The organism is Kitasatospora phosalacinea (assembly GCF_030268885.1).
GTDB classification, from domain to species: Bacteria; Actinomycetota; Actinomycetes; order Streptomycetales; family Streptomycetaceae; genus Kitasatospora; species Kitasatospora phosalacinea_C.
The window spans coordinates 84,586-110,009 of the sequence record NZ_BSSA01000029.1 but is presented as its reverse complement, the minus strand read 5'-3'; the positions used below and the strand labels follow the sequence as shown (position 1 = coordinate 110,009).

The 25,424-nt window shown below is 75.7% G+C and carries 25 protein-coding genes and 1 pseudogene; 8 read left to right on the top strand and 18 right to left on the bottom strand.

The features are described 5' to 3' along the window. Window positions 1-130: 130 nt before the first annotated feature. The 5 genes and pseudogenes from QSK52_RS31150 to QSK52_RS31130 all read right to left on the bottom strand — a co-directional run. Window positions 131-604 (bottom strand): annotated as a pseudogene (locus QSK52_RS31150) (hypothetical protein); the annotation flags it as partial. A gap of 327 nt (window positions 605-931) precedes the next feature. Beyond that, a complete protein-coding gene (locus tag QSK52_RS31145; protein WP_285739562.1) occupies window positions 932-1,246 on the bottom strand; it encodes a hypothetical protein in 315 nt (104 codons plus the stop codon). 46 nt (window positions 1,247-1,292) lie between these two features. Next, complete coding sequence (locus QSK52_RS31140) at window positions 1,293-1,793, bottom strand: hypothetical protein (protein WP_285739561.1); 501 nt, start codon at window positions 1,791-1,793, stop codon at window positions 1,293-1,295. A 143-nt stretch (window positions 1,794-1,936) separates the two neighbouring features. Continuing rightward, window positions 1,937-2,473 (bottom strand): gamma carbonic anhydrase family protein, encoded by a 537-nt coding sequence (locus tag QSK52_RS31135; RefSeq protein ID WP_285739560.1) that lies wholly within the window; start codon window positions 2,471-2,473, stop codon window positions 1,937-1,939. 160 nt (window positions 2,474-2,633) lie between these two features. Continuing rightward, window positions 2,634-3,131 (bottom strand): Lrp/AsnC family transcriptional regulator, encoded by a 498-nt coding sequence (locus QSK52_RS31130; RefSeq protein WP_285739559.1) that lies wholly within the window; start codon window positions 3,129-3,131, stop codon window positions 2,634-2,636. Between the two features lie 263 nt (window positions 3,132-3,394). Between QSK52_RS31130 and QSK52_RS31125 the strand changes: the two genes are divergently transcribed. Both QSK52_RS31125 and QSK52_RS31120 read left to right on the top strand, forming a co-directional pair. Beyond that, window positions 3,395-4,723: an APC family permease gene (locus QSK52_RS31125; protein ID WP_285739558.1), complete on the top strand. Its 1,329-nt coding sequence runs from the start codon at window positions 3,395-3,397 to the stop codon at window positions 4,721-4,723. 592 nt (window positions 4,724-5,315) lie between these two features. Continuing rightward, the gene (locus QSK52_RS31120) at window positions 5,316-5,702 is read left to right on the top strand and encodes a hypothetical protein (RefSeq protein WP_285739557.1); all 387 of its coding nucleotides are present in this window, start codon (window positions 5,316-5,318) and stop codon (window positions 5,700-5,702) included. An 87-nt stretch (window positions 5,703-5,789) separates the two neighbouring features. On the opposite strand, the gene QSK52_RS31115 is transcribed toward QSK52_RS31120, so the two are convergent. From QSK52_RS31115 to QSK52_RS31100, 4 genes are all read right to left on the bottom strand, one after another. Further along, window positions 5,790-7,226 carry a glycoside hydrolase family 6 protein gene (locus QSK52_RS31115; protein WP_285739556.1) on the bottom strand — a complete coding sequence of 479 codons (1,437 nt, stop codon included), beginning with the start codon at window positions 7,224-7,226 and terminating at the stop codon, window positions 5,790-5,792. Window positions 7,227-7,551: 325 nt separating this feature from the next. Beyond that, window positions 7,552-7,815, bottom strand: a complete 264-nt coding sequence (locus QSK52_RS31110; protein ID WP_285739555.1) for a hypothetical protein — start codon at window positions 7,813-7,815, stop codon at window positions 7,552-7,554. 142 nt (window positions 7,816-7,957) lie between these two features. Beyond that, window positions 7,958-8,626, bottom strand: coding sequence for an ArsR/SmtB family transcription factor (locus tag QSK52_RS31105; RefSeq protein ID WP_285739554.1), 669 nt, complete (start codon window positions 8,624-8,626; stop codon window positions 7,958-7,960). A 30-nt stretch (window positions 8,627-8,656) separates the two neighbouring features. Continuing rightward, window positions 8,657-9,856, bottom strand: coding sequence for an FAD-dependent monooxygenase (locus tag QSK52_RS31100; protein WP_352230330.1), 1,200 nt, complete (start codon window positions 9,854-9,856; stop codon window positions 8,657-8,659). A gap of 107 nt (window positions 9,857-9,963) precedes the next feature. Between QSK52_RS31100 and QSK52_RS31095 the strand changes: the two genes are divergently transcribed. Continuing rightward, a complete protein-coding gene (locus QSK52_RS31095) occupies window positions 9,964-10,665 on the top strand; it encodes a TetR/AcrR family transcriptional regulator (RefSeq protein ID WP_285739553.1) in 702 nt (233 codons plus the stop codon). A gap of 177 nt (window positions 10,666-10,842) precedes the next feature. Here QSK52_RS31095 and QSK52_RS31090 read toward each other — a convergent pair whose 3' ends face one another. Next, window positions 10,843-12,030 (bottom strand): MFS transporter, encoded by a 1,188-nt coding sequence (locus tag QSK52_RS31090; RefSeq protein ID WP_285739552.1) that lies wholly within the window; start codon window positions 12,028-12,030, stop codon window positions 10,843-10,845. A gap of 117 nt (window positions 12,031-12,147) precedes the next feature. On the opposite strand from QSK52_RS31090, the gene QSK52_RS31085 reads away from it, so the two are divergent. After that, window positions 12,148-12,705, top strand: a complete 558-nt coding sequence (locus QSK52_RS31085; protein WP_285739551.1) for a CGNR zinc finger domain-containing protein — start codon at window positions 12,148-12,150, stop codon at window positions 12,703-12,705. 467 nt (window positions 12,706-13,172) lie between these two features. Here QSK52_RS31085 and QSK52_RS31080 read toward each other — a convergent pair whose 3' ends face one another. From QSK52_RS31080 to QSK52_RS31070, 3 genes are read right to left on the bottom strand one after another with little or no spacing between them, the layout of a single operon-like run. Further along, on the bottom strand, window positions 13,173-13,958 hold the full coding sequence (locus QSK52_RS31080) for a heme ABC transporter ATP-binding protein (protein ID WP_285739550.1): 786 nt from the start codon (window positions 13,956-13,958) through the stop codon (window positions 13,173-13,175). Continuing rightward, window positions 13,955-15,037 (bottom strand): FecCD family ABC transporter permease, encoded by a 1,083-nt coding sequence (locus QSK52_RS31075; RefSeq protein WP_285739549.1) that lies wholly within the window; start codon window positions 15,035-15,037, stop codon window positions 13,955-13,957. The genes QSK52_RS31080 and QSK52_RS31075 overlap by 4 nt, the downstream gene beginning before the upstream one ends. Beyond that, window positions 15,034-16,059 carry a heme/hemin ABC transporter substrate-binding protein gene (locus tag QSK52_RS31070; protein WP_435053407.1) on the bottom strand — a complete coding sequence of 342 codons (1,026 nt, stop codon included), beginning with the start codon at window positions 16,057-16,059 and terminating at the stop codon, window positions 15,034-15,036. The genes QSK52_RS31075 and QSK52_RS31070 overlap by 4 nt, the downstream gene beginning before the upstream one ends. A gap of 171 nt (window positions 16,060-16,230) precedes the next feature. On the opposite strand from QSK52_RS31070, the gene QSK52_RS31065 reads away from it, so the two are divergent. Further along, window positions 16,231-17,694, top strand: coding sequence for an HtaA domain-containing protein (locus QSK52_RS31065; RefSeq protein WP_285739548.1), 1,464 nt, complete (start codon window positions 16,231-16,233; stop codon window positions 17,692-17,694). Between the two features lie 261 nt (window positions 17,695-17,955). Further along, window positions 17,956-19,539, top strand: coding sequence for an HtaA domain-containing protein (locus QSK52_RS31060; protein ID WP_285739547.1), 1,584 nt, complete (start codon window positions 17,956-17,958; stop codon window positions 19,537-19,539). Between the two features lie 97 nt (window positions 19,540-19,636). Here QSK52_RS31060 and QSK52_RS31055 read toward each other — a convergent pair whose 3' ends face one another. Together QSK52_RS31055 and QSK52_RS31050 are read right to left on the bottom strand one after the other, a co-directional pair. Further along, on the bottom strand, window positions 19,637-19,936 hold the full coding sequence (locus QSK52_RS31055) for a hypothetical protein (RefSeq protein WP_285739546.1): 300 nt from the start codon (window positions 19,934-19,936) through the stop codon (window positions 19,637-19,639). A 118-nt stretch (window positions 19,937-20,054) separates the two neighbouring features. Next, window positions 20,055-20,729, bottom strand: coding sequence for a heme oxygenase (biliverdin-producing) (locus QSK52_RS31050; RefSeq protein ID WP_285739566.1), 675 nt, complete (start codon window positions 20,727-20,729; stop codon window positions 20,055-20,057). Window positions 20,730-20,864: 135 nt separating this feature from the next. Here QSK52_RS31050 and QSK52_RS31045 point away from each other — a divergent pair, with 135 nt between their 5' ends. Next, a complete protein-coding gene (locus tag QSK52_RS31045; protein ID WP_435053406.1) occupies window positions 20,865-21,653 on the top strand; it encodes a class I SAM-dependent methyltransferase in 789 nt (262 codons plus the stop codon). A 145-nt stretch (window positions 21,654-21,798) separates the two neighbouring features. After that, window positions 21,799-22,602, top strand: coding sequence for a hypothetical protein (locus QSK52_RS31040; protein WP_285739544.1), 804 nt, complete (start codon window positions 21,799-21,801; stop codon window positions 22,600-22,602). 67 nt (window positions 22,603-22,669) lie between these two features. Here the strand turns inward: QSK52_RS31040 and QSK52_RS31035 are convergent, their stop codons facing one another. The 3 genes from QSK52_RS31035 to QSK52_RS31025 all read right to left on the bottom strand — a co-directional run bounded on the left by QSK52_RS31035 (window position 22,670) and on the right by QSK52_RS31025 (window position 24,608). Beyond that, complete coding sequence (locus tag QSK52_RS31035) at window positions 22,670-23,641, bottom strand: hypothetical protein (RefSeq protein ID WP_285739543.1); 972 nt, start codon at window positions 23,639-23,641, stop codon at window positions 22,670-22,672. Between the two features lie 58 nt (window positions 23,642-23,699). Next, window positions 23,700-23,909: a hypothetical protein gene (locus QSK52_RS31030; protein WP_285739542.1), complete on the bottom strand. Its 210-nt coding sequence runs from the start codon at window positions 23,907-23,909 to the stop codon at window positions 23,700-23,702. Window positions 23,910-24,032: 123 nt separating this feature from the next. Further along, window positions 24,033-24,608: an LppU/SCO3897 family protein gene (locus tag QSK52_RS31025; RefSeq protein WP_285739541.1), complete on the bottom strand. Its 576-nt coding sequence runs from the start codon at window positions 24,606-24,608 to the stop codon at window positions 24,033-24,035. Window positions 24,609-25,424 lie beyond the last annotated feature (816 nt).

The following is a 25,424-nucleotide window of genomic DNA, read 5'->3' as shown; positions in this document are numbered from 1 at the left end:
AGACGACTCGTAGGACGGCTTGCACGCGCAGACACACATGGCGGCGATCATCGCGGACATCTCGACCGCGACGACCACCCCCAGCGATCACGCCACGCAGTTGATCAATTACCCCACACTTTCTAAGCCGCGGGTCCGCCATCAGCACCACGCGGTCGGCGGCCGGATCGAACCCGAGCACCGGATGCCCGTAGTCGCCCTCAGCCGTCATGACCACCTGCTTGCCGAGCCGACGACCGACCGCGGCCAGGAACCGGCACAGGACGTCCACCCCCTCCTGGCCCTGAAGTTCGCGGAGGTCGACGTCGAAGTCGATCTCGTCCGCAGACCACGGACGGAAGATCGCCAGCACATACGGGTCCGGCCAGACCCGCAGATCGACCGTCTCCGCATCAGCGGGCCGCGCCAGCACCTCCGCCGCAGAAGGCAGCGGACCCGCGACTCCGCCCTCCAGGTACTCCCACGTCCATCCGCTCGACCGGACCAGGTCAAACACCGCCTGCCAGTCCTCGACCGTGGTGCCCTCCACACACACGTCCGGCAGAGCACCCATCAACTCAGGGTCGAAGAAGTTCCTGACGTTGTCCCACAGCAGATCCGGCATGTCGCCATGCTGCCCGGCCAGCGCGCCCGGACGCAGCCCGATTTCCTTGACGAACCCCATAGAGGCACCCCCCGCAACGAGCCGCCGGGCGCCGTCCGCGCGTTCCGCCGCAGGCTGCTCCTGCCACCCGACCGGAAGACGACCGACCGGATCCCGGCGCCCCTCGTACCGGGACGCCCGGCCGCCCGCCAGGAGGAGCAGCCGTGAAGCGGACCGCGTTCGACGAGCAGGCGTACGCGCAGCGGTCCCGGAGCGGGCCGTGCTTCATCTGCCGCCTAGTGCTCTGACCGCAAAGGTTCACCGGGTTTGCTGCACCCCTGGCGGAGGCTACTTCTTGCGCTGGCTCTCGATCTCGGCAGACAGCACGACCATGTCGTACAGGTGCGTGTAGTACTTGGCCGCGTACTCGTCGCCGATCGCCGGAAGGACCTTCCGGAACGCCGACGTCAGCCGTGTCAGGCGTCCGTGGGCCTGTTCGCCGAGCAGGTCTTCGTAGACGCAGGCGGCATAGGCATAGGCGTCCGAGTCGAGCATCACCATGTCCCAGTCCTCGACGTCGAGGCCGCGGAAGCCGGGCGGGAACGGCCTGGCCATGTGCTCTGCCATCATCTGCGCAAGCGCGCCAAGCTTCTCATCAAGCATGGGGAGATCTTGCCAGGCAACCCGGCGAACCTTTGCGGTCACAGTACTAGCGGGGCGGGGACGGCCGGGTGGGCCAGAGCCGGATGTCGAACAGGTCCCGCGGCTCCGCTCCCTGGGTGCGGCGCCACACCGCCAGGGTGTACCGGCCCACCGCGTCCCGGGTCAGCGGCACGTCCAGCAGCGCGCCGTGGACGGTCGAGACGAGGGTGACGGCCAAGGCGTCGGTCAGGTCGACGGAGAGCGTGCCGAGCGGTGTCCAGGAGGCGTCGGGCCCGGGCTGCGGACCGGCGCACAGGGCGAGGCGGAACACGGCCTCCCGCTGGCTGCGCACGGCGGCCGGGACGGCCACCGCCGCCCCGTTCCCACCGGCCGTGATCCGGTCGCCCTCCGGAATCACCCACTGCGCGCCCGGATCGAGGAGGAGCGCGAAGTGGCCGTAGTCGATGCCGCCCGCCGCCACCTCCGCCACCCCGGGCCCGGACAGCGCTGCGAACAAGCCGGCCCGTGCCGCCCGCGCGGCGGCGTCCGGTTCCCCCCACGTCTCCATGCCACGCACCCTACGCCCGTCGCTCCCGCCCCGCGGCGGAACCGGCGGCGCCCGTGGGCCGAACACGGCCACGCCCTGCACGAGTTGCTGCGGCTGCAGACGTCCGGGACCGGCCGGTCCGCGGTCCGAACGCCCGTCCCCCGTCAGCCGTGGGCGCCGAGGACGTCCTTCGCGTGGGCGGCGGCGAGGAGTCGGTAGCCCTCGCCGTTGGCGCGGATGCCGTCCCGTTCCTCCGCGGTGAGCTCCCGCTTCACCTTGGCGGGGACGCCCGCGACCAGCGAGCCGGGCGGCACCTGCATGCCCTGCGGGACGACCGCCCCGGCCGCGACGAGCGAACCGGCGCCGATCCGGGCGCCGTTGAGGACGGTGGCGCTCATCCCGATCAGCACGTCGTCCTCGACGGTGCAGCCGTGCAGGACGGCGTTGTGGCCGACCGAGACCCGCTCGCCGAGGACGGCCGGGAAGGACGGGTCGGCGTGGACGGTGCAGTTGTCCTGAACGTTGGTCAGGGCGCCGACGACGATCCGCTCGGCGTCGCCGCGCAGCACCGCGCCGTACCAGATGCTGGCCCCGGCGGCGACGGTGACGGCACCGACCACCACGGCGCCGGGCGCGACGAACGCCTCGGGGTCGAGTTGCGGCTGCAGTCCGCCGACGGCGGCGATCAGGGGTTCGGCCACGGTGGCACCTCCGGTGCGGGGCGGGACGGTTGACGGGGCGACCGGGCCGCGGGGGAACGGGCCACGGGGGAACGGGCCACGGGGCGACGGGTGTCGCGCGGGCCCAGTCTTCCGTACCACCGGGTAACCGGGCCACCGGGGCCCCGCGGCGAGGGAGCGGCTACCGGCCGCCCGACCGGGAGGGCCAGTGGTCGAGCGGGAGGGGGCCGCGGGAGCGGACGGTGCGGATGGCGAAGGTGGAGCGGGCGTCGCGGACGGGGCCGACGGCGAGGATCTCGTCCAGCAGGACCTGCTCGTAGGTGGCCAGGTCCGGGACGGCGATCTCCACCAGGAAGTCGGCCTCGCCGGAGACCACGTGGCAGGCGACCACCGCGGGGATCGCGCACAGCGACTCCTCGATGTGCCGCGAGGTCTCCCGCGAGTGCTGCTCGACCCGCAGCGCGACGAACACCGTCAGCCCCAACCCGACCCGGTCGCGGTCGAGTTCGGCCCGGTACCCGGCGATCACCCCGTCCGCCTCCAGGGCCTTGGTCCGCCGCAGCGCGGAGGAGGGCGAGAGCCGGACGGCCTCGGCGAGGTCGACGTTGGCGGTCCGGCCGTGCCGCTGGAGGTGGGCCAGGATGGCGCGGTCGATGCGGTCGTACTGGGGGCTCGACATGCCGGGCAGCCTAGCGGCGCCCCGGTGGAATCGTCCCCGCTGCGGTCGCCCTCCGGCATGTCGTGCCGCTCCGAACCGCCACCACGGCAGGATCCGCCACGCCACCCCGCGGACCCCCGGCAGGATCCGCCGTCCGTCCCGCCTCACCCGCACGGCACGGCCTGCCGCCGGACCGCCCTCCGGTGACAGGATCTGCCGCGAGGCTCCCTCCGCGGAGCGGATTTCGCCATCGGGTGCCGCGCGATCCGGGCCATGATCGGGGCATGACCGACACCGCGCCAGCGCCCCGTCCCCGCCCCTCCTCGCGTCCCGGTTCCCCTTCGCCCTCCGCCCCCTCCTTCCTCTCCACGGCCGGGGCGTCCGCGCTGTACATCGGCGCCCTGCTCGGCCCCAGCCTGCTGCTGCTCCCGGGGCTGGCGGCACGCGCGGCGGGCCCGGCCTCGCTGCTGGCGTGGCTGGCGCTGCTCGCGCTGTCCGGGCTGATCGCGGTGGTGTTCTGCGCGCTCGGCACCCGGCTGGGCTCCTCCGGCGGCGTCGCCGGGTACACGGCCGCGGGGCTGGGCGCGCGGGCGGGCCGGGCCGCCGGGTGGTGCTTCCTGGCGGGGGTGGTCGCGGGCGCGCCCGTGGTCTGCCTGATCGGCGGGAGCTACGCGGCGGCGGCCGTGGGCGCGGACGGGGACACCGCCGTCCGGGCGGGGCTGGTGCTGCTGGGGCTGGTGCTGGCGGTCCGGCTGCTGGGGGTGCGGACGGGGGCGGGGCTGCAACTGGCGCTGGTGTCCGCCCTGGTGGGCCTGGTGCTGTTCGCGGTCCTCGGTTCGGCCCCGGCCGCCCGGGCCGCGCACTGGACGCCCTTCCTGCCGCACGGCTGGAGCGGCGTCGCGCAGGCCGCCCCGCCGCTGATGTTCGCGTTCGTCGGCTGGGAGGCCGCCGCCTCGCTGACCACCCGGCTGCGCGACCCGCGCCGCCAACTGCGCCGGGTGGTGCTGATCGCCTTCGCCGTGACCTCGCTGCTCTGCCTGGGCCTGGCGGCCGCGACGGTGGCCGTGCTCGGCCCGGGCGCGGGCGGCTCCGTCCCGCTGGCCGACCTGATGCGCGCCGCGATCGGCTCCCGGGGCCCGCTGCTGGCCGCCGGTGCGGCGGTGGTGCTCACCCTCGCCGCCACCAACACCTACCTGACCGGCGCCGCCGCCCTGCTGGACGCCCTGCTCCCCTCCGGCACCGCCTCCGGACGTCGCGGCTCGCTCGCCGTGGTGGCGGCCACGGCGCTGATCGGCGTCCCGCTGTTCGTCCTGGTCGGGACGGGCGTGCTGACGACCGCTCAACTGGTGGCCGTCCCCACGGCGCTGTTCCTCGCCGTCTACCTGACCTGCACGGCCGCGGCGGTCCGCGTCCTGGACGGCGCCCCGCGCCTGGCCGCCGCCGTGAGCTGCCCGGCGGTGCTGGCCCTGCTGCTGGGCACGGGTTGGCCGGTGCTCGCCGCCGCCGCGGTGGCGCTCGTCGCGGCCGTGACACCCGCGCCCCGAACGGGCGACCACCCCTCGTCCGCGCGTTCCGCCGCCGCTCGGGAGGGTTCACCGGCGAGTGGGGTTTGACCCCGAACGACTACCGCGCCCCACGGGGACGGTCCGATGATCGGGCAATGGACCGTGCCCCGGGCGACGGCCTCCCGCCCATGCCCCCGCTCCCCCCGCTGCCGCACCACCCACCCTGGCCCTGGCACTGCCACACTCCCGCACCCACACCCGCACCCGCACCCGCACCCACACCGTCCCCCAGCCCGACCCCCGCCCCCACCCCCACTGCCCACCGGACACCGACACCGACACCGGCCTCCACCTCCACCCCCACCACCCTGCATCCGACGCCCCACCGGACCCCGTCCGCCTCCCACCACCCCCCGTCCCCGACTCCCCTCTCCCGGGCAACGACCGCCCAGCCCGCTGCCGCCCCGCCCCCCACCCTGTCCCCCACTCCCACACCCGCATCCACCCTCGCCCCCGTTCCGACACCCACCCCGTCCGCCGCACCCTCGACGCTGGTCGCCGCGCCGCCCCCGGACCCCCCGAGCGGCCCGGGCCCGATCGAGCCCTCGGTCTGGGCGAGCGTCCTGCTCGTCACCGTCCTGCTGCCGGCCGCGCTCGCGGCCCTCGTCGGGCAGCACTTCGCCTTCTCCAGGAGGAGCCGTTGAATCCCGCTCCGTTGATCGGCGCCGTCGGGGCCATGGCCCTCGCCGTGGGCGCGCTCGCGGTGGCGCACCGGGTGCGCCCCGAGGTCCCGGAGGGCGAGCCGTACCCGGAACCGCACCCGACGCTCGGGGCGATCGGCTCCGGGCTGCTGTCCGGGTTCACCCTGCTGACGGGTTTCCTGATCGCCACCGGCTGGGCGGCCCGCAGCACCGGCATCGTCCCGCCCGACGGCCTGTACGCCGCGGACCTCGCGGCGGGCGGCGCCGTCCTGCTGTACCCCTCGCTCGCGGGGCTGCCGTTCACTCCGCGCTACGTCACGGCGGTGTGCCTGTTCGGCCTGCTGGTCGGCTACGTGATGGTGACGGCCGTCCAACTCCGGCCCTGAGCAACGTTCCTGGGTTCTGCCCCCGAAAAGGGGGGTGCCCCGTCGGCCCACGGGTGGGGGGTGGCCGACGGGGCTGGGGAGGATGGTTCAGGAGGTGGTGCAGGCGGTGCCGTTAAGCGTGAAGGCGGTCGGGGTGGTGTTGTTCGACCCGTAGGTGGCCTGCAGGCCGAAGCTGGTGGAGGCGCCGGCCGCCAGGGTGCCGTTGTAGCCGAGGTCGGTGGCGGTGACGGAGGTCCCGTTCTGGGTGACGGTGGCGTTCCAGGCGCTGGTGATCTTCTGGTCACCGGGGAACGTCCAGGCGAGCTTCCAGCCGGAGATGGCACTACTGCCGGTGTTCTTCACCGTGATGTCGGCGGTGAAGCCGCCCGCCCAGGAGTTGGCCCGGTAGGCGATCGAGCAGGACGCGTTGCCGGTCGGCGGCTGCGAGGTCGGCGGCTGCGAAGTGGGCGGCTGCGAGGTCGGCGGCTGCGAGGTCGGCGGCTGGGAGGTCGGCGGCGTGCTCGGGTCGCTCGCGTTCACCGCCAGCTGGTAGGCGATGTCGGGGACGAAGGTCCCCGCCGCGGCGGCGCAGCCGTCGGCCTCACCCGGGGGCTTGATCCACAGGAAGGCGTCGATGCCGCTGTCGTTGGTGGCGGCGGTCGGGTAGTTGCCGATCTTGCGGCCGGAGGGGTCGCACCAGGCGCTGCCCGCGGGGCCGTTGCCGTTGCGGCTGGTGTCGATGACGGCGTGCAGGTTGCCGGGGTTGCCGAGGGCGTTGAGCACGCCGTGGGCGTAGGAGGACTCGTTGGCCGTGGTGTTGAAGTTGGAGACGTTGGTGAAGAAGCCGTCCGAGTTCTGCACGCCCGCGCTGCGCAGCCGGTTGGCCTGCTCGGAGGCGGAGTTCCAGGTGGAGTGGCCGCCGTCGAGGTAGACCTTGGCGTTGGGGTTGGCCGCGTGGATGGTGGTGACGGCGCGGGCCAGCGAGGCGAAGCGGTCGTTCTGCTGCTGGGCGCTGAGGCAGGTGGTGAGCGAGACCGAGTCGGGCTCCAGCACCACGACGGAGCGCGAACTGCCGAGCCCGGCCGCGAACTTGCCGACCCAGGCGTCGTACGAGGAGAGGTCGGGGGCGCCGCCGGCCGAAGCGCCGCCGCAGTCCCGGTTCGGAATCATGTAGGCCACCAGCACCGGCACCTGACCGGCCTGGGCGGCGGCCGAGGTGACCGTGCGGACGTCGGAGGTGATCGTGTCGGGGCGGTAGTTGGCGAACCAGATGCCCTGCGGCTGGCTGGCGATCCGCTTGGAGATCACCGGCGTCCGGTAGTCCCCGGGGTTGGCGGCGACCCACCGGACGGCCTGGGAGGTCGGGTCCTTGTAGAACTGGGTGCCTGCGTCGAGGCTGCCCTGCACGGCCGCGCCCGCGCCGCCCTGGGCGGCGGCCACCAGGCCGACGGCCGCGGTCACGGCGGCGAGGGCGAGGGCGGCGGCGCGGCGGGTCGGCCGGGCGGGCGGGACGGCGGCGCTGCGGTGGGGGTCGGGGGTGTGCACGGTGTGTCCTCCGGGGTGCTCTCGGGTGGGAGAGGCGGTCGGCATCGAGGTGGGGGCATGCTGACCGGGGACGATGCGGGAACCGGAGCGTGGGAGCGCTCCCGCAGCGAACCGCGGCCGATGCTAGCGGCCCGACCGGCCCCGGCGGCAGGGCCCGCGCACCGCGAACCGCCGCCCCGGGCGCCGCGAACTCCCGCCCCGCCGAGCGTCCTTGGCTGCCTTTCGCCCGGTCGCACCACTGTCGAACAGCCGTCGAAAGGACACTCCGTACACGTCGCGTCCCACTTCGGGAGGGGCTTCGAAACCGGTAACTCCCCGGAAACTTTCACAGCGCCCCTCCGCCGCCCCCTCGCCGGGCCACCACCGGCCCCGGGAACCACGCGTCCCGGCGGCCGACGACCACCAGGGCCAACCCGACCGACACCACCACCCCGACCGACACCACCGCCCAGGCCGCGAAGGCGGTCCAGGAGCCGGCGGCCCCGGGCAGTGCCGCTCCTCCTCCCCGGGTCACCGCCCGCGAGCGCGAGGTCCTGGTCCTGGTCGGCCGCGGCCCGTCCGACGCCGAACTCGCCGCCCGTCTGCGCATCAGCCCGGGCACCGCCAGGACCCGCGTCGCGAGCCCGCTGTCCGAGCTGCGCGACCGCGACCGCGTCCAACTCGCCGTCCTGGCCCACGAGTCCGGCCTGGTCGCGACCGGCTCCGGCCGGCCCCCGCAGGTGCCGTCCCGCTCAGGCGGCCTCGACCGGCAGGTCGGCGAGGCGCCATTCGAGCATGCCGTCGTCGAGCCGCAGGGCGCGGCGGCCGCGGGCGCGCAGCAGGCGGACGGCGTCGTGGGCGAGGGCGCAGTAGGCGCCGCGGCAGTAGACGACGATCTCGGTGTCGGCGGGGAGCTCGTCGATCCGGGCGGCGAGTTCGTCGAGCGGGATGGAGCGGGCGCCGGGGATGTGCCCGGCGGCGTACTCCTCGGCGGGGCGGACGTCGAGGGTGACGGCCCGTCCGGCGGCGAGCCGGGTGCGCATCTCGTCCCGGGTGAGCGCCTCGTCCTCCTCCGGGCCGAGGTAGGCGGTGCGGGCGGGGGCGACGGCGGCCTGGTGGCGGGCGGCGACCCGGCGGAGCTGGTCGTAGAGGGCGGCGACGTCGTCCCCGGCGAGGCGGTAGTGGATGCGGACGCCGTCGCGGCGGGTGGCGACGAGTCCGGCCTGCTTGAGGGTCTGCAGGTGGGCGGAGGCGGTGGTGAGGTTGAGTCCGGCGGTGCGGGCGAGTGCTTCGACGGTGCGTTCGCCCTGGGCGAGCAGGTCGAGCAGTTCGAGCCGCTTGCCGCTGGAGAGGGCCTTGCCGGTGGCGGCGAATGCCTCGTACAGCTCGCTCTTCGCGGCCCGGTCCGCCACGGCGCCCACCCCGTTCCTCGTGAATTCCGTGGAACAAGGCTACCGCTCCCCCGCGCCGCGCCCCTGCGGTACGGGGGCGGGTTCGGGCAGGTCGAGGGTGGCGACGTCCTCCCCCAGGGCGAGCATCCGGTTCAGCAGGGCGGGTCGGCTCAGCAGGGTGTTGCGCAGCCACAGCCCGCGGGCGGTGCGCGGGGCGAGGAAGGGGCCGGTGCGGTCGCCGCCGCGCTGGCAGCGTTCGGCGTAGGGGCGGACGGTGCGCTCGTAGCGGGTGAGGGCGGTGCGGTGGTCGCCGTCGGCGCGGGCGAGTTCGGCGGCCAGGACGTACGCGGCGACCAGGGCGGTGCCGGTGCCCATGCCGCCGATGGTGGCGCCGCAGGCGGCGTCGCCGAGCAGGGCGATCCGCCCGTCGGACCAGGCGGGGACGTCGGCGCGGCTGATCGAGTCGACGTACAGGTCGCGGTCGGCGACCTCGTCGAGGGTGGCGAGCAGCTGCGGGACGGGGTGCGGCAGGTCGCCGAAGCGCTCGCGCAGCAGGGCCTTGAGCGCGGCGGGGTCGTGCCGGTCGAGGGCGAGTTCGGGCGAGGCGAACAGCAGGAAGGCCCCGGCGCGCCCGGGGTCGTGGGGGTCGGCCCCGGCGGCGGCGAGCCGGCCGGGGGTGTTGGCGCCGGTGGTTCCGGCGGGCAGGCCGAGGCGGTTGGCGAAGGGCCAGGTGGCGGCGTAGTAGCCGAGGTGGCGGACGTACTGCCGTTCGGGGCCGAAGGCGAGGGCGCGGACGCGGGAGTGCAGGCCGTCGGCGCCGATCACCAGGTCGAAGCGGCGCGCGGGGGCATGCCGGAAGGTGACGTCGACGCCGTCGACGTCCTGCCGCAGGGCGGTGACGGTGTCGCCGAACAGGTACTCGGTGCCGGGGGCGCTGTGCCGGTGCAGCAGCTGGACGAGTTCGCCGCGCCGGATCTCCACCTCGCCCCCGGCGAACTCGGCGGGCAGGTGCAGCCGGGTGCGGCCGCGCAGGTCGGTGAAGGTCATCGGGGTGCCGCCGGTCTGCCGTTCGCGCAGCTCGTCCAGCAGGCCCATCCGCCGCAGCACGGTCAGGTGGGTGGGTCCGCGGAAGTCGACGGACTGCCCGCCCGCCCGCAGCTCGGGGGCGAGTTCGACCACGGTGGGCCGGTGCCCGTACCGGGCGAGCCAGTGCGCGAGCGCGGGGCCGCCGATGCCGGCGCCGGAGATCAGGATCCGCACGGGGGTCCTCCCTGTTAATTGCGTCCATCGGACGCAGTTCCTTGCTGTGTACGGTAGACACAGTTGTGGGTCGAGCACAAGGCCGGCCCGTGGAACGAGGAGGGGCCGTGACCGAACCGCACCCGGCGCTGCGGCTGCTGTGGGAGCCGCCCGCCCGGCCGACCAGGGGGCCGAAACCGGGCCTCACCCTGGAGTCGATCGCCCGCGCCGGGATCGAGGCCGCGGACGCCGAGGGCCTGGCCGCGCTCTCCATGCAGCGGGTCGCGGGGCTGCTCGGCCACACCAAGATGGCGCTGTACCGCTACGTCCCGGGCAAGGCCGAACTGGTCGCCCTGATGGTCGAGCACGCCGTGGGCGAGCCGCCGCCCCCGAGCGACGCCCCCTGGCGCGAGCAGCTCACCGACTGGGCGCACCGGATGTCCGCCGTCCTCACCGCCCGCCCCTGGCTACTGGACGCCCTCGCCGCCCCCCGCCCCACCGGCCCGCGCGAACTCGCCTGGCTGGAACGGGTGGTGGCCGTCCTCGACGGCCACGGCCTGTCCGGCGCCGAACGCATGGACGCCGCCGTCCTGCTCGTCGGCCACGTCCGCACCCTCGCCGCCCAGCACCGCCAGTCCGCCACCGGCTCCCCCGAGGCCGAGATGCTGCGCGCCCTCGTCCCCCTGGTCCACACCCACGCCACCCGCTACCCCGCCCTCGCCGCCGCCCTCACCGAACCTCCCGGGGGCCGCGACAACGCCTTCGACTTCGGCCTCGCCCGCATCCTCGACGGCCTCGCCGCCCTGATCGACCGGCGCACCCGCCCGTGACCACCACCGCGGGGCGGCCCCCGCGGCCCTCCCCGGCACCGACCGCCTGCGGCACCTCCGCCTGCTGCACCTCCACCCGCGGCCCCGTGCACCGGTCGGCCGCTCCGCCGGAGCGACGCTCCCGGAACCGCGCCGGATCCCCGGCCGGCCGGAACGGGCCCGCCGCCTGACGCCGGGTCAGTCCCGTGCTGGGCGGCCGAACGCGGTGTACAGCAGCGCGGCCGCCAGTTGCAGCGCGGCGATGCCGAGCAGGTACCGGGGCGCGGAGTGGACGGTGGCCGTCCCGGCGAGGGCGGAGCCGGCCGCGGCGGCGGACACCTTCAGCCCGGCCCCCAGCGTGAACACCTGGGCCAGCCGGTGCGGCGGGGAGTACGCGGCCCGGATCCGCAGCGTCGCCGTCAGCACGAGGCCGTCGCCCGCGCCCGCCACCGCGAAGCAGCCGACCGCCACCGGCAGCACCGGCACCGCCACCGCCAGCGCGAGCCCGGCGCCCGTTCCCGCCAGGCCGACCACGACCAGCCGTCGCGGCGCCACCCGGGCCCACGGCCGGGTGAGCAGCAGCGTCCCGGCCAGCGCGCCGAGCGCGAACGCGGTCAGCAGGAGGCCGCCCGCCGACTCCCGCCCCGACCGCGCGGCGAACAGCACGCCGGTGCTGGTCAGACCGCCGAGGCCCAGGAAGGCCACGGAGGTCGCGGCGGTGACGGCCCGCAGTTCGGGCCGCCGCCACACCGTCCGCAGCCCCTCCCCCAGGCTCCGGCGCAGCCGACCGGACGGCGGACCGTCGAGCGGGGCGACCGGCGGCAGGAGGGTGGTCAGGACGGCCGCGCACCCGGCGGCGGCCACCAGCACCGCCGTCGCGGCGGCCGGGGAACCGCGGGCGGCGAGCAGCGCGACGAGTCCGGGCCCGGCCACGGCGGCCGCGTTGTAGGTCACCGCGTCCCACGCCTGCGCCCGCGCCGCCCCCTCCGCCCGCGCCCGTCCGCTCGGGTGGGCCCGGTCCGGCGGCAGCCGGGTGAGCAGGGCGGAGAGTCCGCCCGAGACGACGGGCCCGCAGCAGCCGCCGAGTGCGGCGACGGTGAGGACGAGCGGGAGCGGGAGGCGGCCGAGGCCGACGGCGAGGACGGCCAGGGCCGCGGCGAAGCCGCCGAGCGCGGCGGCGTGCAGGAGCCGGGGGCGGCGGGTGCGGGCCGCCAGGGCACCGGTCAGCGGTGCGGCCAGCACGTGCGGGGCCGTCCAGGCGGCGAGGACGAACGCGCCGGGCGCCGCGTCGCCCGTGCGGTGCAGGGCGAGCAGGACCGTCGCCACGGCGGCCCCCTCGTCGGCCGAGCGGGCCAGGAACGCGACGGACGTGTAGCGGAGCAGCACCCGACACCCCCCGTAACGGCTTATCATCGAAAGACGTTACACCGTCGGGGCGCAAGCTCCCCGCGCCAGCGCCGGTACCGGCAGCGGCAGCGGCACCGACTCCAGGAGGGCACCCGCATGAGCACCCGCACGAACACCCGGGGCTTCCGCACCGCCCAGCGCCTGGTCGACCTCGCGAACGCCGTCCGCACCCACCCCAACCTGCCTCGCGAGGTGGCGGTGCCCCTGCTGGTGCGCCACGGCGAGCGCCCGGAGGAGCTGACGCCGGACGCCTTCTCCGCCACCGACCTGCGCGAACTGCGGGACGCCGCCCGGCGGATGGCCGATCTGCTCGCCGAGCCGGACCCGGACCTGGCGGCGGCCGCCCTGAACGCGGTCCTGGCCGAGCACGCCGTCGCCCCCCGACTGTCCCGGCACGACGGCCACCCCTGGCACCTGCACGCGGACCGCGAGGACGCCGGCTGGGGCGAGTGGTTCCTGGCGTCGAGCGCGCTGGCCCTGGCCCAGCTGCTGACCGAGCACGGCCGCCCGGTCTGGGGCGAGTGCGCGGCCACCGGCTGCCGCACCCTCCACCTGGGCACCGGCACCGGCAGCCCGCGCCGCTACTGCTCCCCCGCCTGCGCCTCCCGCACCCGGGTGGCCGCCCACCGCCACCGGGGCGGCGCCAGCCGGTGACGGGGCGTCAGGCCGTGGATCAGGACGTGCGGCGGGTGCGGATCGCCGCCCCGGGTCTCCTCGGCCGCAGCCACTGCTTCCGGGCCGGGTGCGAGAAGCCGCCCGAGCGGCGCGGGTGACGGCCGACCGGAACTGACGGCACGCCAGGACCGTCGGTCGGTCAGGGCTGTCGGTCGGTCAGGACTGGCGGCCGCGCGGGGCGGCACGGTGGCGGCCGCGGCGGCCGGGGGCGCGGGTCGCGGTGACGGCTGCGGCGACGATCAGCGGGGTGAGCAGCAGGGTCATGGTGAGGGTCATCGTGGTGCCTCCGGGTGTCCGGGTGGTCCGGTTCCTGCTGGTGCGGTTACCCGGACCCGGCTCGGCCATGTGCTCGGATCGGCCGGGTCACCCGCCCGGACCGCGCCCCGGCCCTGATCTCGCCCGTTCGGTCGCCCACCACCGGGTGGTCTTCCCGGGCCGACGATCCGTCAATCTGCTCCGCGGGGGCGCTCGGGCAGCACGATCGGCGCGCCCCCGCGCGGGTGCGCCAGCACCTCGACGGGGTGGCGGTAGACCCGGCCGAGCAGTTCGGCGTCCAGGACCTCCCTGGTGGAGCCGGTGGCGACGGTGCGTCCGGCGTCCAGCAGGGCGATCCGGTCGGCGTGCGCGGCGGCGAGCGTGAGGTCGTGCAGGACGACGACCACGCCGCGTCCGGCGTCGGCACGTTCCCGGGCGATCCGCAACACGAGTTCCTGGTGGCGCAGGTCGAGCGCGGCGGTGGGTTCGTCGAGCAGCAGCAGGGCGGTGTCCTGGGCGAGGACCCGGGCGAGCGCGACCCGGGCGCGTTCGCCCCCGGAGAGCGCGGTGAAGGGCCGTCCGGCGAGGTGCGCGCAGTCGGTGGCGGTCGTCGCGCGGGCGACGGCCGCCTCGTCCTCGGCGGCGGAGCAGCGGCCGGTCCAGGGGGCGCGTCCCATCCGGACCACCTCGGCGGCGGGGAACGGGAAGGACACCTCGTGGGTCTGCGGCAGCAGGGCGCGGCGGCGGGCGAGTTCGGCGGGCCGGTACGCGGCCAGCGGGCGGCCGTCGATCCGCACCTCGCCGCGGTCCGGGCGCCGGTCGCCCGCCAGCACGGACAGCAGGGTGGACTTCCCGGCGCCGTTGGGGCCGAGCAGCGCCAGGATCTCCCCGGCGTGCACGGCCAGGTCGACGTCCGCCAGCAGCTCCCGTCCCCCGACGGTGCACCCGATGCCTCCGGCCTCCAGCAGTGCGGTCATGCCCAGCCTCCCTGGCGGCGTCGGGTGCGGCGCAGCAGCCAGAAGAAGAACGGGCTGCCGATGAATGCGGTCAGGACGCCGAGCGGGAGTTCGGCGGGGGCGGCCAGGGTGCGGGCGGCGAGGTCCCCGGCGACCAGGACGAGCGCGCCGCCGACGGCGGAGGCGGGCAGCAGGAAGCGGTGGCCGGGCCCGGCGAGCATCCGCAGCAGGTGCGGGACGACCAGGCCGACGAAGCCGATGACGCCGCTGACCGCGACGGCGGCGGCGGTGAGCAGCGCGACCGCGGTGACCAGCACGATCCGCATCCGTTCGACGTCCACGCCCAGGTGCCGGGCGGGGCGTTCGCCGAGCGCGAGCAGGTCGAGGCGGCGGGCGTAGCGGGGGGCGACGGCCAGGCCGAGGGCCGCGAACGGCAGCACCGCCAGCACCTTCGTCCAGCCGGCCTGGGAGAGCGAGCCGAGCTGCCAGAACGTCACCTGGCTGATCGCGGCGGTGTCGGCGGTGAACAGCAGCAGGCCGATCAGGGCGCCGCAGAACGCGTTGACGGCGACGCCGGTGAGCAGCAGGGTGACCACCTCGGTGCGGCCGCCGCTGCGCGACAGGGCGTAGACGGCGCCGACGGTGAGCAGGCCGGAGGCGAACGCGGCGGCGGTGACGGTCCACGAGCCGAGGGCGTCCAGGCCGAGCACGATGCAGGCGACGGCGCCGACCGCGCCGCCGGAGGAGACGCCAATCACGGCGGGTTCGGCCAGCGGGTTGCCGAACACGCCCTGCGTCAGCGCCCCGGCGCAGCCGAGCGCGGCGCCGACCAGCAGGGCGAGCACCACCCGGGGCAGCCGGACGTTCCACAGCACCGATTCGGGGACGCGCTCCAGTGCGTGGCCGCCGAGGTGGGCGCGGTGGGCGAGCGAGGCGAGGAGGTCGCCGAGCGGGATGGCGTACGCGCCCGTCCCGGCGGCGAGCAGGGCGCAGGCGAGCAGGGCGACGGTGAGGGCGGCCAGCAGCAGCGGTCGCCGGTCGCGGACGGGCTCCTCCTCCCGGACGGGGGCGGGGCGCTCGGGCGGGGCGGCGGTGGTCACCGGGCCTCCCGGTGCAGCTGGGTGGCGATCTCGCGCAGCACCTGGGGGGTGCGCGGACCGTAGGCGAGCAGGCGGCCGTCGTCGACCGGGACGATCCGGCGGTCGAGTCCGGCGGGGGTCTGGGCGACGCCGGGCAGTTCGAGCAGCCCGTCGACGCCGCCGACCGACTCCAGGCCCTTGCGCATCACCAGGATCGCGTCGGGCGCGGCCTCGACCAGGGCCTCGCTGGTGAGCGGGGTGAAGTCGCCGGTGAGGTGGGCGGCGGTGCCCGCGTCCTCGCCGCCCGCGGCCGCGATCAGCGAGGGCGCGCCGGAGTCGGGGCCGCCGAGCAGGAAGACCGAGGCGCTGCCGCGCAGGTACAGGAACGCCACCTTGGGACGGGTGGCGGCCGCCGGGAACTGCGCCTGCACCTCGGCGAGTTGGCGCTGCGTCCGCTCCTTGAGCTGCGCACCGGCGCCGGGGACGCCGAGGGCGGCGGCGACGGCGTCGATCCGGGGGCCGATGTCGGAGAGCTGCTTGGCGTCGTCCAGGACGATCAGCGGGACGCCCGCGGCCCGGATCTGCGCGACGGCCTCGGCCGGTCCGGTGCTGCGGTCGGCGAGCACCACGGTGGGGTGCAGGGAGAGCACGCCCTCGGCGGAGACCTCGTGGGCCTGGGTGATGACGGGGAGCTTCGCGGCCTGTTCGAAGGTGGTGGACACGTCCCGGGCCACCGCCCGGTCGCCGAGGCCGAGGCTGAACACCAGCTCGGCGAGGCTGCCGTTGAGCGGGACGATCCGCTCGGCGCTGGTGACGGTGACCTGTCGGCCGTCCGCGGAGGGGACGGTGACGGGCAGTCGGGGGACGGGGACGTCGGGCAGCGCCTCGATCCGGTCGGGCTCCGCGGCGGCCGCGGCGGGCGCCTTGGGGTCGGTGGGGGCGGCCCGGCCGGTGGCGCAGGCGCTCGCGCCGAGCAGGAGTCCGAGGACGGTGAGCAGGACGGCGGGCGCGGTTCTGGTCCGGTCGCGGAGGGGGCGGGTCAACCTCGGGCCTTTCTCGGTGCGTTGACGTCCCGTCGGGGCCGACCTGAGGGGGCGGGGGCGGGACACTTGACCCATATATTAGGTTAGCCTTACCTAAATTCGACAGGGGGGTCGCTTCCCCCGCGTCCCCTGCCGCCTGCCCGCTTCCCCTCCGCCGAGGAGTGATCCGCCATGCCCGTCCCCGGACGGCCCCCCGTACCGCCCCGCCGCCCGGCCGGACGGCTGCGCACCGCTCTCGCGCTGCCGCTCGCCCTGCTGCTCGCCCTCGCCTGGCTCCCCGACCGGGCCGCCGCGGCCGACCCCGGCACCCCCGCCGTCTCCGGCGGGCGGCTCGACTGGGGCGTCAAGCAGTCCTTCCTGAGCTACGTCACCGGGCCGATCGCCCAGGGCACCTGGACCCTCACCGGCGGCGCGGCCACCGTCGGCGGGTCGGTCTTCCGCTTCCACTCCGCGACCGGCAGCTACGACCCCGCCACCGGCGCGCTCTCCGCCGCCTTCCAGGGCGGCGTCCGCTTCACCGGCCACCGGGAGAACGGCGCCGACGCGCTCGACCTCACCGTCTCCCGCCCCACCGTCAGGACCACCGCGAACGGCGGCGCCGCCCTCTACGCGGACGTCAGCTCCAAGTCCCGGGAGAGCGGCCGGACCACCAGCACCAGCCAGGCCCGCCTCGCCGACCTCTCGCTCACCGGCGTCCCGCTCGAGAACGCCACCGGCACCCTCACCCTCAGCAACGTCCCCGCGACGCTCACCTCCGCCGGGGCCGCCGCCTTCGGCGGCTTCTACCCCGCGGGCACCGCACTCGACCCGCTCACCTTCTCCGTCACCCTCAAGGCCCCGGCCGCCGCGCCCTCCCCGCCCCCCGCCCCGTCGCCGACCCCCACCCCGCCCGCGAGCACCGCCCCGTCCGCGGCCACCACCCCTGCCACCACCGCCACCGTCCTCGACCGGGGCGCGCTCGACTGGGGCGTCCGCCGCACCTTCCGCGACTACGTCACCGGCTCCGTCGCCCGGGGGAGTTGGCAGCCGGCCGACGGCGCGGCCGACGGCGGGGCCTTCTTCCGCTGGACGCCCGCCCGCGGCACCTGGAACCCGGCCACCCGCACCCTCGACGCCACCTTCACCGGCACCGTCCGCTTCACCGGCCTGCGCGAGGGGAGCACCCTCGGCCTCGACCTCACCCTCGCCGATCCCCGCCTCACCACCACCGGCCCCGAGGGCCACCTCACCGTCACCGTCTCCGGCCGCACCCCCGACGGCACCACCCGCGCCCCGGCCCCCGTCGAGATCGCCACCTTCGACGCGAGCGCCCTGACGGCCGAGAACGGCCTCCTCAGCGCCACCGACCTCCCCCTGACCCTCACCCCCACCGGCGCGAACGCCTTCGGCCACCTCTACCCCGCAGGCACCGCACTGGACCCGCTCACCGTCCACCTCCCCCTCACCCCCACCGCGACCGTCCCCCCGCTCCCCGACCTCGGCCCCGCCCCCAGCCCCTCACCCGCCGACACCACCCCCACCGCGGCCGCCACTCCCTCCTCCCCCAGCGCTCCGATCACCGCCCTCGCCCTCCTCCTCACCGCAGCAGCCGCCACGACCACCACCGTCGCCATCCGCCGTCGCCGCAAGCGCTGACAGCGCCCCCTCACGAGGGCCCTTCACGGGGGCCCCGCCACGAGGGCCCCGTCAGGGGCCCGGGGAACGGCGGGTCCGAGCTGCTGCCGGCCGGAGCCCACCGGTGTGCCCGTGCTGCTTCGGGTCGCAGTAACAGAACCCGAAGCCACCGCACGCACCGGCAGTGCACCCGCAGCAGCCCCGAGCCCGCCGTTCCCCGGGCCCCTGACCGAGCCCGTCTCGCCCCGTCCCACCACACACCGATCCCGGAGAACCACACCCATGTCCCACACCCCCGCCCAGCGCCGCAACCGCACCCGGCTGGCCGCTCTCGCCGCCGCGACCGCGGGCCTCGGCCTGACCGCCTTCGGCCTGCCCTCCCTCGCCTTCGGCACCGACGCCCCCGCCACCGTCACCTACGGCACCGGCTCACTGGACTGGGGCGTCAAGGCGAGCTTCCGCAGCTACGTGACCGGCCCGGCCGGTGGCGGGAGCGTCGCGTTGAGCGGCGGGGCGACCGTCAACGCGGACGGCTCGTACCACTTCAACCTGGCGTCCGCGGGCTACGACACCACGACGCACCGACTGAGCGCCGCGTTCGACGGCGGGGTGCGCTTCCTCGCCCACGACGGCGCGCTGGACGTCGCGCTGAGCGACCTGCGGATCAGCACCGAGGGCACCACCGGCACGCTGACCGCCGACACCGCCTCGAAGGAGAGCATCGGCGCGACCGCCCCGACCCTCCGCGAGGACGTCCCGCTGGCCACGTTCACCGTCGCCCGCGACACCACCAACGGCGGGGCCACCGCCGCCACCCTGACCGCCGAGGGCACGAAGGCGTTCGCGGGGTTCTACCCGGCGGGCACCGCCCTGGACCCGCTGTCGATCGTCCTCAAGCAGGCCCCCACCGCCGCCCCCACCGCCTCCGCCTCCGCCTCCGCCTCCGCCACCGCCTCCGCCTCCGCCTCCGCCTCCGCGAAGCCCAGCACCCAGCCCTCCGCCTCTGCCTCTGCCTCTGCCTCTGCCTCCACCGAACCCAGCACCTCCCCGGTCCCCTCCACCTCCCCCTCCACATCCCCCTCCACCTCCACCGAACCGTCCCCCACCACCCCGGTGGGCAAGGAGCTGGCGATCGTCGACGGGCGGCTGGAGTGGGGCGTGCAGCCGGACTTCGCGGCCTACGTGACGGGGCCGATCGCGGCCGGGAAGGTGGAGTTCGGCGGCGGCGCGGCCGATTACCGGTTCGGGTCGGGCAGCGGCAGCTACCGGACGGACACCCACGCGCTGTCGGCGGACTTCGCCGGGTCGGTGCGCTTCCTCGGGCACCGGGCCGCCGACGGGCACTACGAGTTGGACACCACGCTGTCGAAGCCGGGCGTCCGGGTGGACGCCTCCGGCGCGTACCTGGTGGCGGACGTGGTCGCCCACGCCCGTTCGGGCGGGGCGGTGACCGAACTGACGGCGGCCCGGATCGCGAAGCTCGACCTGTCGGGGGCCGACCTCACCCCGGTCGGCGGCGTGGTGACGCTGCGCCAGGTCCCGGCGGTGCTGACGGCCGAGGGCACGCCGGTCTTCGGCCTGTACGAGGAGGGCAAGGCCCTGGCCCCGGTGACCGTGGTCCTCTCCTTCGACGAGGGCGCCACCCTGCCGCCCTCCGGCGCCACCACCGGTACCGGCACCACCACGACCGGTGGCGCCACGACCGGTGGCGCCACCCTCACCACCTCCGGCGACACCGCCGGTGAACTGGCCTTCACCGGCGGCGGCTCCGGCACCGTCCCCCTGCTGGCGACCGCGGCCGGGCTGCTCCTGGTGGGCGGGGCGACCACCGTCCTGGTGCGCCGCCGCTCCTCCGACCGCGCGTAGGACCCCGGAACCGCCCGGGCCCGTACGGAACCCCCGCCCCCGTACGGGCCCACCGGCGTGCTCCCGGGGTGCTCCCGGCGTGCTCCCCGGCAGGGGTCTAGCGTTCGCCCGCCAGCACGGCCAGTTCGCGCAGCCGGGTGAAGTAGTCGGCGGCCTCGGGGTCGTCGGCGAGTTCGGGCAGGATGCGGTGGACGGTGGCTATGCCGGTGCGCAGGGCCGTTCTGCGGCGTTCGTCGAGCGGTCCGGTCAGCGCGGCGGACACGCAGCCGGCCAGATGGCTCTCCAGCAGCACCAGGTCCTCGCCGGCGGGCGAGCGCCGGTAGCAGCTCTGCGGGAAGGGCAGGTCGAGGAAGCCCTGCCAGAGGGTGGCCAGCCGGTCGTCGTGCGCGTCGCTCATGCGGACGATGATGCCCGAGCCTCCGGCTGCGGCGTCACCCGCCCCGGCCCCTTCTTCCGGACACGACGGGGCCCGGCACGGGAACGGTTCCGTGCCGGGCCCCGGGGCGGCCGGGCGTTCAGGCGCTCAGCGGGTACCGCCCGCCGAGTTCGCCGAACACCGCGCCGTTGAGGACGAAGGCGCGCCTGCACTCCTCGGCGACCCGGCGGCGTTCGACCTCGTCCATCAGCTCGCCCGCGGCGTCCAGCCTGGCGCGGTAGTCGCGCTTGAACGCGGCGGGGTTGTCGATCTCCTCGAAGACGTAGAACCGGACGCCGTCGCCCTTGCGCTCGAAGCCCCAGGTGCGTTCGGCGACGCCGCGGATGACCTGACCGCCCGACAGGTCGCCGAGGTAGCGGGTGTAGTGGTGCGCGAGGTAGCCGGCCGGCCAGGTCTCGGCGAGTTCGGCGATCCGGGCGCCGATCGCCTCGGTGGCGGGCAGCGGGGCGAGGGTGTCGCGCCAGTCGGGGCCGGCCAGGTGGTCGAGGTCGCGTTCGAGCGCGGCGGTGCGCAGCAGGGCCCGGTCGACGAACGGGCCGGTGACGGGGTGGGCGGCGAGGGCGTCGAGGCGGGACTCCAGGGCGCGGTAGACGTACCAGAGCTGGCCGGTGAGGGCGGTGTACGCCTGGACGCCGAGCCGCCCGGCGAGCAGGTCGCCCATGAAGGGGGACTGTTCGGCCGTCCGGTGCTCCTCCGCACTGGCGGTGCGGAGGAGGGCGGAGAAGGCGGCGGGCTGCTGGTCGGGGCTGGACATCGGGCGGGCCTCCAGAGATCGAATCACCTCGATTATTTAGGTTAGGCTAACCTAAGTCAAGAGGATGCCGACACCCCGTCGGGAAGCTACCACGGGTCGTTAAATCCCCTGCCGCACCGGCCCCGACGTGCTTGGATGCTCGCCATGGACCGATTGACGCACCGATCGTTCGACGCCCTGGTCGACGAGGCCGCGGCCGCCTCCGTCGAGGGGTGGGACTTCGGCTGGCTGGACGGCCGGGCCACCGAGCAGCGCCCGTCCTGGGGGTACCAGCGGCTGCTCGGCGAGCGGCTCGCGGCCGCCTCCGCGGCGCTGGACGTGCAGACGGGCGGCGGCGAGGTGCTCGCGGGCGCGGGCGCGGCGAACTTCCCGCGGACCCTGGTGGCGACCGAGGGCTGGCCGCCGAACGCCGCCCGGGCGACCCGGCTGCTGCACCCGCTGGGCGCCGTCCTGGTGGCCTCGCCCCAGGACGCGCCGCTGCCGTTCGCGGACGGCGCGTTCGACCTGGTGACCAGCCGTCACCCGGCGCGGGTGGACTTCCCGGAGATCGCCCGGGTGCTGGCCCCCGGCGGCACCTACTTCGCCCAGCACGTGGGCGGGCGCACCAACGTCGAGCTCAGCGCGTTCTTCCTCGGCCCGTTCGCCGTGCCCACCGCCCGCGAGCACGAGGTGGAGGCCCGCGAGGCCCGGGCGGCGGGGCTGGAGGTGGTGCAGTGCCGCAACGAGCGGCTGCGGCTGGAGTTCTTCGACGTCGGCGCGGTGGTCTGGTTCTTGCGCAAGGTGATCTGGACGGTCCCGGACTTCACCGTCGACCGCTACCGCGAGCGGCTGCGCGACCTGCACGAACGGATCGAACGCGAGGGCGTGTTCGTCTCCACCATGTCCCGCACCCTCTTCGAGGCCCGCAGGCCCGCCCGGCCCTGAGCTCCCGCGACCCTCCCCTCGTCCGCCTGGCGCAAGCCGTCACCCGCACCGGTGACCTGCTGGGTCGCCGGGGTGCGCACCGGCAATGCATCCCGCCGCAACGACGCAACGACGCAACGGCAGGGCGCACGGGAGGCGGTCGCAGATGGCAGAGGGAACGGCGGACGGACGCGCCGAGCTGGACCGCAGGGGCGGGCCGGGGCACACCGTGCTGCTGGCGCTGCTCGCGGCGGTCCCGCTGGTGAAGATCGCCTGGACGGTCGGCGGCGGCTCGCACACCCGCGAGGTGGTCACCACCATGGGCGTGCCGAACCTCGGCGAGGTGCTGGTCGGCATGGTGACGACCCGTCCGCTGCTGGGTTCCCTGGCGGCGGTGGTGACCTCCCGGGTGGTGTTCGCCCTGTTCGCGGCCCGCGGCGCCGTCCCGAGCGGGCGCTCGGCGGGCGCGGTGGCCCGGACGGTGGCGCTGACGCTGGTGAACCCGCTGGCGATGGGCGTGCTGTGCTGGGTGTTCTACGGGCCGTGGTGGGGACTGGGGGTGCTGCTGGCCTCGCTGGCGCTGCGGCAGGGCCTGGTCCAGGAGTACCGCGCGGGCCGCCGCCCCCGCCCGCACGGCCGCCCGCACGACGCGGGCCGCCCGGCCGCCGTCCCCCCGGCGCCGTGGCGGCTGCGGCTGGTGGCGGCCGAGCAGTGGGCTGCGCTGCTGCTGACGGTGCTGGTCCTGCCGGTGACGGCGTTCGCGGCCGCGCTGGACGGGCTGGCCTGGGACACCGTCCTGCGCTGCGAGGTCGCGGCCGGTGCGCACAGCGAGCAGTCCCGGCTGATCGAGCTGCGCCGCGAGGGCAACGGCGTGGTCGGCTGGGACCTGCACGCCCGGGAGGTCGTCAACGGGCTGGCCTGCGTCAAGGAGGAGTCGCTGCGGGTCCGCCCGGCCTGGTGGAACTCCTGAGCGGACGGGCGGCGGGCCGTCGGGCGGGTCGTCAGACGGCCCGCCGGACCGGCCGTCGGGCAGTCCGTCAGGCGGTCGGGGCGGTGGCGGGCAGGGTGCGGCGCACGGGGTGGCCGGAGTCGGCGGTGGTGAGCCAGCTGCCGTCGCCGAGCGGGCGGAGGTCGTAGGAGTCCTCGGCGCCGGAGTCGAACGCGCCGAGGATCCGGCCGGTGCGCGCGTCGACCCGGAAGCTGCGCAACCACTCCTCCCCGCTCTCCTCGACCTCGCCGCACAGCACCACCGCGAGGGTGTCCGGGTCGAGGTAGCCGCCGGTCCACTCGATCACGGCCTCGCACTCCTCGCCGTCGTAGCCGAAGTCGTCGACGGTGAGGGTGAACACGGCCTCGCCGTCGGGGTAGGCGTGCACGGTGAGGTCCCCCTGCCCGTGGTCGACGGTCAGGAAGTGGCGGCCGTCCGGGGAGAGGTCGATCAGGCAGCGGTCGGTCCACGGGTAGGTCACCAGCTGCGGCGTGCCGTCGGTGAACGAGCCGCGGAAGACGACCGTGCCGTCCTGGCCCTCGCCGACGTCCAGCAGCACCTCGCCGCTGCCGGGGTGGGCGAGGTGCACGCCGCCGTGACCGACGGTCTCCAGGTCGAACCCGCCCAGCGTTTCGCCGGTGGCGGCGTCCAGCACCGTCCACCGGTCGCCGCGGCCGCGGCCGGCCATCGCGTCGGGCTGGTAGAGCCACAGGTGGCGGCCGTCCGGGGAGAGTCCGCAGCTGGGGCGGTGGCCGTAGTGGTCGGACCACTTCGGCTCGATGTCCGAGCGCCACAGCTCGGTGCCGTCCGCGGCGGTGCAGACCGCACCGTCCAGCGTGGCGTAGTAGGCCCGCGTCAGGTCGTGGCCGACCGCGTAACTGGACGGCTCGTCCCCCTCCCGCGGGTGGAGCACCGCGACGGGCGCCAGCTCGCCGAAGCTCGGGCCGGTGGTGTCGTAGACGCAGATCGCGCCGCCGACCAGACGGGTGGTGGGCGGGCGGTGGGCCGGGGTCTCGCTCATGGGTCCGGACCCTAACGCGCCCCGCCGACAGCTCCCCCGACGGCCCCGCCCGGTGCGGTCAGCCGCCCGCCCGTTCGGCGGCGATCACGAACACGGTGACGGAGGCCGGGAACGGTCCGTGCGCCAGGTGGTCGAGCCGGTCCCGGGCCTGGTCGGGGGTCAGGTACCCGGCGGTGACGGCGCGTTCGGTGGTGCGCTGCAGTCCGAGCACCCGGTCGGCCTCGCGGACGTCGTGGAAGAACGGGGTGACGGGGACGACGGAGCGCACGGTGAGGCCGGACTGCGCAGCGAGCCGGGGCAGTTGGCGCCCGATCAGCGGGTTGCGGGCGATCCGGTCGGCCAGGTGGCGGGTGAAGGCGCGGGCGGCTTCGGCCGCAGGCCCGCGACGGCCTCAGTGACGGATCTTGGTGAAGCAGAGCGTGGAGTCGATCCTGCGGCTGGAGACGTACCGGATGCCGTAGTCGAACTTCTCGCTGCAGTGCTTGTCCTCACCGAGCAGTTGGTCCGCCATCTTGTACTCGGCCTCGGGAGAGGTGCAGTCCACGATGGTCGGCACCGGATGGCCCTCCGGGTCGGCGACCTTGACGCAGTCCCCGATCTGCGGATCGTGCGTCCTGGCCTCGGCCGCCCGCGCGGACTGCGACGCCTCCGCCTTGGCCTTGCCGCCGGTGGGGCTCGTGTTGTAGTCCCACACGTACCAGGCAACGCCACCGAAGATCGCCAGCACGATGCCGGCGGACAGCAGCGCCTGCACGGGGCTCCGGCGCCGCGGCGCCGACGGACCGGCCGGTGGGCGCGGTCCGGGCGCGGACTGCTGGACGTACGGCGCGTGCGGCGCGTGCGGCTGCGACCCGGGCACGGGCGACTGCCCGTAGGCGGGTTGGGCGCCGTAGGGCTGGGCGCCGTACGGCTGCGGGGCCGGCGGCTGCCCGTACGGTTGGTTGGGGTAGGGCGGTGGTGCGGACATGAGCGGATAACCCCCGTGGCAGAGACATGCGAATGATCACCGAAACGGTGACCACCGAAGGGTAGTCAGTCGGCGTCCCCCTTCGATCCGTTGAGCGACCCTCCGGAGAATCCCCCACAATCCCCGCACTTTTCTCGGACTTGACCTCCACTCCGAACAACCCGGACGGACCTCCGGCCCGCGAACAGCAGCCGGTCACCGCGTCAACCGTGTGCACGGTCATCCGTACGAGGCGGTGCACGTCGACTCGTGCACCGGGACCCGCGGCGAGGAGGAGGCCCGCCGCACCAGCCGGACCCCGGTGACCGTGGCCGACGCGGCCCACGCGATCCTCACCGCCCCGGCCGAGCGGACCAGCGGCCGCTGCCACGTCGATGAGGAGGTGCCGCGGCGCAGCGGCGCGCCCACCCGGCGAGCACCGCGCCGCTGCGCCGCGGCGTCTTCCTGTAGGCGGCGCCGGGCGGGGGAATCCGATCGACCCCGGGACCCCGGGGCGCCCCGCCGCGACCTGCGCGAACTGCTGCCGGCCGCCTCCGCCCGCTACGGCCTGGTGGCGGTGGAGCTGGAGCGCCGGTCCCCGGGCGCGAGCTGGATCGGCTCGGTCCTTGGCCCGGGCCGCCGGACGGTGCGGCTGCACGAGGGGCCCCCGGGCCCGCCGGCGCGGCGAACGCTCGAAGTTCCGGCCGGCGGAGATCACCCGGGTCTCCTTCGCGGGCCGCTGCGACCGGGCCCTCCTGGAGTTCGCCGGACCGCGCCCGCCCGTCCCGAAGCCCTGAATCCCCGAAGCCCTGAACCCCGAAGCCCTGGACCCCGCCG